Here is an 8,316-nt window from a genome sequence, read left to right as displayed (position 1 = left end):
GATTGTCGAGCGGGTCAGGTTTCTCGGTATATATTCCAATAATATGGATGAGTTCTTCCGTGTTCGTGTCGCCGACGTAAAGCGAAAAATTTTTATTAAGAAAGACCAAGGCGAAGATGCCAGTGAAGATCGAGAATTACTTAAGAAGATTCAAAAGAAAGTCATCAAGCTAGGCGAACGGTTTGACGAAATCTATATTCACGTTTTGAAATGCCTGGCCCGGCGCAACATTTTTCTGATCAACGAGCAACAGTTATCTCCAGAGCAAGGGGAATGGGTTAATCAGTATTTCAAAGACAATGTTCTGCAATACATTAACCCTATAATGTGCGAGGGAAAAATCGACCTTGCTCAGGTATTGGATGATGACATCACCTACCTTGCGGTCGAACTAATTCGCAAAGGCGAATCTAGATATAGTTTGGTTGAAGTACCCTCAGACGATATGAGCCGTTTCATTGAGCTACCTAGAATCAAGGGGCAAAAGCGCCGCTGCATCATCATGCTTGATAATATTATTCGCTACTCTCTGAAGAGCGTCTTCAAAGGCAATTATAAGTTTGATGAAATTCATGCCTATTCCATGAAGATGACTCGTGATGCGGAATACGGGCTATCTGAAGATATTGACCAATCTCTACTAGAGCAGATGTCACTCAGCATTAAGCAACGCATGACAGCTGAGCCAGTTCGCTTTGTCTATGACAGGGAAATGCCGAAATCCACACTGAACTACTTGCTTGATAAAATCGGCATCTCAAATTATGACGCCGTCATCCCGGGTGGCCGCTATCACAACTTCAGAGACTTCATCAGTTTCCCTAATATCGGGCGCAACTATTTAGAATATTCACCGCTTCCGAGAATCGAAAGCAAGAAGTTCGCCGCTCACAAAAGCAGCTTCCAGGCGATTTCTGAAGGCGATATTTTACTTTATTACCCGTATCACAAGTTCAACCATTTCACCGAGTTCGTACGGCAGGCATCATACGATCCTAAAGTTGAACATATCAGTATCAGCATTTATCGCGTCGCCAAAAAAAGCCGAATTATCGATGCCCTGATCAATGCGGCAAAGAATGGTAAAAATGTTCGCGTCGTGGTTGAGCTGCGCGCCCGCTTTGACGAAGAAGCAAATATAGAATGGGCGAAGGTACTGACCGATGCGGGCATCAAAGTAGACTTTGGTGTGCCTGCATTGAAGTGCCACACCAAGCTTTGTTTAATTGGACGCAACGAAAGTGACGGCTATAAGCGCTACGCTCATATCGGCACAGGTAACTTCCACGAGAAGACCGCAAGGATTTATACCGACTTCTCTTTATTTACCTGCCACGATGAAATTACCGCCGAAGTAGAAGACGTATTTAACTTCATTCGCTTCAGCTATAAACATTATCACTTCAAACACATTATCGTCTCGCCAAATGATTTCCGGCCACGTGTTCACAAGTTGATTGATCGTGAGATAAAGCACGCCGAGAAAGGCCTGACTGCCGAAATCATGCTGAAGGTCAATAACCTGGTCGATGACGAAGTCGTTGGGCACCTCTACAAAGCAAGCCAGGCTGGCGTAAAAATTCGCATTATTATTCGTGGCATGTGCACCCTTTTACCCGGCGTTAAAGGTTTGAGCGACAACATCAAAGTTATTAGCATTGTCGATCGTTTTCTGGAGCACCCACGTGTGTCGATATTCTCCAACCAGGGCGAGCATGAGATTTATATCTCATCTGCAGACTGGATGACCCGCAACATCGACCACCGTGTTGAAGTAGGCTGCCCGGTTTACGACAAACAGCTTCAAAAGCAGATTCTGGATATCTTCGAGATTCAATGGTCAGATACCACCAAAGCGCGAATCATCGATGCGAAGCAGACCAATCAATATAAACCACGGGGTAACAAACGTAAGATTCAATCCCAACTGGCGATTCATGATTATATCGCCAAGCTTGAGAAGTGAGGTCATTGGTGCTTGCTTAGGTTTTAGCCTATTACAGGTTAGTAGAAGAGGGCGGAATGGCGGCAAGTTGGACTCTCGGCCCTTCCACACTGTGCCTTCCCGCACCACAACTCCGTCATTCCCGCGCAGGCGGGAATCCATTGTCTTGAATAGAACGCAGCATTTGAAACCGTCGTAGTAATCGAATTAATAAGGTTTGGGTCAAAAACAATGGATCCCCGCATGCGCGAGGATGACAACGGTGGGATATCATAACGTTAGGGGGTAAACATCTAATCGCGAACCGGTACACTTTGGCGTACATCCGACCAAAATCAAAACAAGTACCTATGTCTCGAAATGGCACTTTCCAGTCCAGACCTTATCAACGAGCTAGATCAGTTTCAAAAGATTGGAGAACATTAAAGCCGTGCAAACTAGCAGAGCCTTATTGCTGTTTTTTGAAAGGCAAATAAGTACTCGCATCCTCATAATAAGCTTCGAGCATTTCATTTTCTTTGCTAATAAATTCCGCAACGGGCTCTCGAAACCCTTCTTCAGCCAGCCAGTGGTTTGAGTAAGTATAAGTCGGACGAAAGCCTCGTTGGATTTTATGTTCACCCTGAACTCCGGGGTCAAACCTAGCCAGGCCATTCGCGATACAGTATTCAATCCCTTGATAGTAACAAAGCTCGAAATGAAGATTATTAGCCTCTTCGATACAGCCCCAATAACGACCGTACAAGGCATTATCGCCCTTAAAATTTAATGCACCAGCAATGTACTCGCCATTTCGCTTTGCCATCATCAACACAAGATACTCAGGCATCTCTGAAGCAATACGCTCAAAAAATGATGGCGATAAATAGCCACCATGACCGCTACGTTTGGCATAGGTGATTTGGTAAAAGTCATAAAAGCTACGCCAAAGCTCAGCGTTTATTTCCCTACCTTCCCATACCTCTACTTCTATTCCTTGCTGGGAAATACTTGCACGTTCTTTCTTAAGATTTTTTCGTTTTCGTGAGCTAAAAGAGGCGAGAAAGTCATCAAAACTCTGATAGCCCTCGTTCGTCCATTGAAAGTGCACAGCCTTACGCTGAAGAACCGGAGGCTTGAAGACTGTCGATAGTTCTGAACCAGGGAATAACAGATGCCAACCCGAGTAGCCTTGCTCATGACAATGCTTTGGAGCAAAGTCATGCAAGGCCGTAATCACGGCGCTATGATCAATACCCTCTCGTATAAGTATCCGTGAACCGGTAATGGGGGTGAAAGGAATGGCTGAAACTAACTTGGGATAATAAGCCAATCCATATTGATGGTAAGCATTCGCCCAAGCATGGTCAAAGACGTATTCACCATAGCTATGCTGCTTAACATAGCTAGGAACAGCGGCGACCAATGTATCGCCCTGATAAGCCATGAGGTGATGCACCAACCATCCTGAGCATCCACCAACCGCTTGTGTTTTTTCCAAGGCATCGAGAAAGTGGTAGCGCACAAAGGGGTAGCCCTCACCTGCCAAGGAATTCCAGGCCTGCTCTCCCACCTCAGCAATTGAGGTGACGTAACGGAACTCAATAGTCATCCTGTTGCCACACTTATTTAGCTGAAAGCAAAGTATCCAATACTTTGTCTACGTGCTCAAACATCGTTTGTTGCGCGCTTTCCGTCGGATGAATACCATCGTCTTGCATCATACCTTCAACACCAGCAACCCCTTCCAATAAGAAGGGAACTAAGGATAGATCCATTTGCAATGCCAGGTCTGAGTATATATTCGCAAAGGCTTTGGTATAACGGTCACCATAGTTAGGCGGTATCTGCATGCCTAGCAATATTACTTGGGCTCCAGCCTCTTGTGACATCACAGCCATCGCTTCTAGGTTATTACGAATCTGCCTAACCGGGGTTCCTCGTAAACCATCGTTTCCGCCAAGTTCAATAATGACGATAACGGGCTGATGAGTTGATAAGGCCTTACCTAAACGATAACGGCCACCGGTAGTGGTATCACCGCTGATACTTGCATTGATCACGCGATAGTTATCGCCCAGCTCACGCTGCATCAGCGCTACCCAGCCCTTACTCTTATCCAAACCAAAGGCCGCGCTAATACTGTCACCCACCACTAGAATGCTTGCAGCCTTTTGAACTGGAACAGTATTTTTTACCGGTAACGGTTTTTCTATTTCCGCCGCATACGTTAAGCTGCTTAGTAGAAGCAGGCAGCCAATAATAAAATAACGACCTAGCTGCATGTGCATCGCAAACCCCATTCTGTTTAGACAACTATTTTGTGATTGAATATGCCTGAAAATAGCACTCAAGAAAATCTCCTACTGAAACTCAATAATGTATGTAAGTCGGTCAATACCGGTTCAGAACAGCTTGATATCTTGCAAGGCATTCAACTTGAAATCAAGCAAGGAGAATCTGTCGCCATCGTTGGCGCGTCAGGTAGCGGCAAATCAACAATGCTAGGAATTATGGCCGGGCTTGATGAAAGTTCATCAGGCGAAGTCTACCTCTTGGGCGAAGCATTACACCAGTTAAATGAAGATCAACGATCATCTGTCAGAGCAAAGGGGGTAGGCTTTGTCTTTCAAAGCTTCCAGCTGCTTCCCGGCCTGACGGCCTATGAAAATGTCAGCCTGCCGATAGAAATGTCTGGCAGGTATAACGCCCGCCAAACTGAAGAGAAAACACTAGACTGGCTGGACAAGGTTGGCCTGAGCCATCGAATCCATCACTACCCTAAACAGCTTTCGGGTGGTGAACAACAACGTGTTGCTATCGCTCGAGCCTTCTCTTCTGAACCAAAAATATTGTTTGCAGACGAGCCTACCGGCAATCTCGACAGTAATACAGGGCAACAAATTGTAGAACAGCTTTTTTCCTTGAACTCTCAGTTGGGAACAACCCTTGTACTCGTAACGCATGACGAACAACTAGCTAAGCGCTGCGCCCGAACCGTACGCATGAGCGATGGCCAGGTAAAGGAGCTAAATGCTTAAGATGAATACAAGCACGCAAGGCCTCAGTTTCCTCAAACTTATTCGTCTGTCCCAGTCTCTTCTCAGACGAGAAACCCGTTCGGGGCAGCTCACCTTAATCATCTTTTCTCTTATTCTAGCCGTCACCGTCGCTACCATTATCAGTGTATTCAGTGCGCGTATGGAAGCCGGCATGTTGGCAAAGTCTACCGAGCTGCTTGGCGCCGACCTGCGCATTCGCTCCAGTCAAGAAATCCCGGCCGGGTTCGAAGAACGTGCGCAACAAAGCGGTTTATCAACCAGTACCACCTTGGAGTTCCCAAGTGTTGTGGTGGTAGGGGATGAAATGTCTTTGGCCGCCGTTAAAGCCGTCGATGATCATTACCCTCTTAAAGGTAAGGTTATGACTAGCTTGAGTGCCTTCAAGCCCGGGGAGAAAAGCCCAACAGGACCACCTCCTGGTAGTGTATGGCTAGAGTCTCGCTTACTGACGCTACTCAATGCAAAAATAGGCGACACACTGGAACTGGGCAAACAGAATTTCACCATAGGTGCACTCATCACCCAGGAAAGTGATCGCGGTGGAAACTTCTATAGTTTGTCCCCACGCCTGATGATGAATATGGCTGACATCGAAGCAGCTGGGCTTATTCAGACTGGGAGTCGCGTTACTTGGCGCTTATTGCTTGCAGACCTTCAAGACAAACAAGCTCAGACCGAGACGACTCAACTCAAGGGCTCGCTTAACTCAATTGACCAATACAAGGTCTGGCTGAAACCTCTACTCAGTGACAATCAAAGCCTGGAGTCATTATCAGATAACAACCAGGCGCTTGCCGCGGCACTCGATAAAGCACGTAGCTATCTTTCCTTAGCGGCCATTCTCGCGATTCTACTTGCGGGTATTGCCATTGCGATGGCCGCTCAAAACTATGCCCAACACCACTACGATACCAGCGCACTGTTAAGAACCTTGGGCGCCAGTCGTCAGCAAGTACTGTGGCTTTTTAGTCTGCAGTTACTGATTCTCGCCTTCATCACCACGCTCATCGGCCTAATGCTTGGCACCCTGATACAGGAACAACTTTCTTCCTTGCTAAGTATCCTATTTATCAATGACTTGCCTACCGCACCTTGGTCAGCTTGGGCTATTGCGAGTATTACGGCCCCGGTTACTCTACTGGGCTTTGCGCTACCTCACCTGATTCAACTAAGTCGCGTATCCCCACTTAGAATCCTGCGCCGTGACCTTGAGCCGATGAGCATTAGCGGAAGACTAATCTACGGCATCGCGCTCGCATGTATTCTCTCGTTATGCTTATGGTTTACCGGCGATGTAAAGATGTCTCTCGCATTGATTGTCGGCGGATTGGTGACCCTTATCCTGCTCTCATTTGGTTTACGAGGAATACTTAAGCTTTTAGATAAAATCACACCTTCAGCACGCTTCAATATTTATGTGCGTTTCGCCTGGCGACACCTCATGCGCAACAATCAAAGTGCCAGCACTCAAATCTTGGCATTCGCGATGATATTGATGGTCATGCTAGTCATTAGTGTTGTAAGAAATGATTTACTAAATGACTGGCAACGCGGCTTACCCGAGAACGCGCCCAATTTCTTCGCTATGAATATACAAGCCTATGAATCGGATAGTTATAAAGCGGCACTCGAAGAAACCGGCTTCAAGAACTACCCGCTCTTTCCTATGGTTCCAGGGCGATTAACGCATATCAACGAACGCTATGTTCATGATGATGAAAAACTGAGTGAAGACCCGGCCCTTCAAAGAGATCTGGCGCTCACATGGAGTGAACAACTACCCGAAGGAAACAAAATACTGGAAGGTGTTTGGATAAATGATAAAAAGTCAGATGCGGCGAGCAAACAAGTTTCTATTGAATCGCGTTTAGCAGGGAGATTAGGTGTAAAGCTTAACGACACGCTTCGCTTCGAGGTGGCCGGACAAAGCTTCACAGTGACCATTACTAGTATTCGCAGTGTCGATTGGGGAACACTTAGTCCTAACTTTTATATGATTCTATCTGAGGCAGCGCTCCAGGACCTTCCGCTTAGTTACTTAACCAGTTTTCATGTCCCTTCTGGCAGCGAGGCAAAACTTACTAAGCTCATCCGCGAGTTCCCGACCATTACCTTACTCGACATGAGTATGGTCTTTACGCAAATTCAAAGTTTGCTCAAGCAAGTCAGCCTCGCTGTTGAGTACTTACTTATCCTAGTATTGATCGGCGGTGTGTTGGTCTTACTGGCGACCATTTATTCAAGTATCGATGAGCGAATATTACAAGGTGCAATTTTACGGACACTCGGCGCTAACCGAAAGCAGCTTCGCCTTAATCAGTGGAGTGAATTCGCTTTGTTAGGCCTCATGGCAGGTATTCTGGCCCTGCTGGGTACTGAAGCAATCTGCTATAGCTTATATCGCTATTTACTCGACCTAGACTATCAAGTGCAATGGCATCTTTGGGCATGGCTACCCATTAGTTCAGCCTTACTGATCATGTGTTTAGTAGGATTGAGTACAAGGAAGGTGGCTAGTCATTCGCCAGTTAGTGTACTTCGAGACAGCTAAGCACCGGGACAAGTCATTTGATGAAGCCATGAAGAATGAATTCTACCGAGGCATGGAAGTCGCTGCCGCATCAGGAGCCTTAGACGGCGCACAGGGGTTTACCAAAGGTCAGGGCAAGCATGGGCAATTTTAAAAGCTGAATAAGGAAAGCACGCCTCCTCATTCAGCCTTTTAACGTCTTAGCTTATTTTAGTAGTTCTTCACTTCAAACTGGTCATCCGAAGGCTTTGCGGTATAGCGACCTTCTACCTGATCCCACTCATAATCATTCCCCATCATAACCTTAATGCGGTTATCTGAAGTTCTGGCACTGGCGGCATCGTACCCTGTGTCTTTGCGTCTTCCCCACCAGTTAATCGTTACTTCTTCAGGCTCAGCATTATTCATTGACTGGAAGTACCAGTGACGTGCTTCAACATGTTTACCGGCAATATCCCATGAATTCAGATACCAAAAACGCAAGTGGTTGAGGTTAACAATACTCTCCAACGGCGTGTTTTGGTCGCCAATCCATAAGTCATATATCGCCGATGACTTATACCATTCTACTGCGACATCCTGGTCGGCTATCATATCGGAAATGTACCAACGCGTTCGTTCGCCCACCCAGTCGTTCTGGCCGTCGCCGTTTTCATCACCAAGATAGCTTTTGCCATTTTTTGACCAGAAGGGGTCTAGCAGTGCAATACGGTCGGGCATAACATTATCAGACAGAGTGCCCTCATTAATCCCATCATTAATCTGCTTGGCCACATAAACAGCTAATTGGTTCCCCAAAG

Annotated in this window: 5 protein-coding genes and 1 pseudogene; 3 read left to right on the top strand and 3 right to left on the bottom strand. The window is 46.4% G+C overall.

What is annotated here, in order from left to right; translation table 11 throughout:
* A partial coding sequence (gene ppk1 / locus A3756_RS10160) for a polyphosphate kinase 1 (protein ID WP_156490396.1) occupies positions 1-1,966 on the top strand: 1,966 nt, incomplete at its 5' end.
* A 427-nt stretch (positions 1,967-2,393) separates the two neighbouring features.
* On the opposite strand, the gene A3756_RS10155 is transcribed toward ppk1, so the two are convergent.
* Together A3756_RS10155 and A3756_RS10150 are read right to left on the bottom strand one after the other, a co-directional pair.
* Positions 2,394-3,536, bottom strand: a complete 1,143-nt coding sequence (locus A3756_RS10155; protein WP_068515347.1) for a GNAT family N-acetyltransferase — start codon at positions 3,534-3,536, stop codon at positions 2,394-2,396.
* A 13-nt stretch (positions 3,537-3,549) separates the two neighbouring features.
* Complete coding sequence (locus A3756_RS10150) at positions 3,550-4,278, bottom strand: arylesterase (RefSeq protein ID WP_304438880.1); 729 nt, start codon at positions 4,276-4,278, stop codon at positions 3,550-3,552.
* On the opposite strand from A3756_RS10150, the gene A3756_RS10145 reads away from it, so the two are divergent.
* Together A3756_RS10145 and A3756_RS10140 are read left to right on the top strand one after the other, a co-directional pair.
* A complete protein-coding gene (locus A3756_RS10145) occupies positions 4,258-4,965 on the top strand; it encodes an ABC transporter ATP-binding protein (protein WP_068553431.1) in 708 nt (235 codons plus the stop codon). The genes A3756_RS10150 and A3756_RS10145 overlap by 21 nt on opposite strands.
* Positions 4,958-7,537: an ABC transporter permease gene (locus A3756_RS10140; RefSeq protein WP_082865189.1), complete on the top strand. Its 2,580-nt coding sequence runs from the start codon at positions 4,958-4,960 to the stop codon at positions 7,535-7,537. Before A3756_RS10145 ends, A3756_RS10140 begins: the two co-directional genes overlap by 8 nt.
* Positions 7,538-7,726: 189 nt before the next feature.
* On the opposite strand, the pseudogene A3756_RS10135 reads toward A3756_RS10140, so the two are convergent.
* A pseudogene (locus A3756_RS10135) lies at positions 7,727-8,316 on the bottom strand (cell adhesion protein); the annotation flags it as partial.

The sequence above is a fragment of the Oleiphilus sp. HI0086 genome, assembly GCF_001635225.1.
Note: the sequence above shows the minus strand (reverse complement) of the source record. Positions and strands in the feature narration are given on the sequence as shown.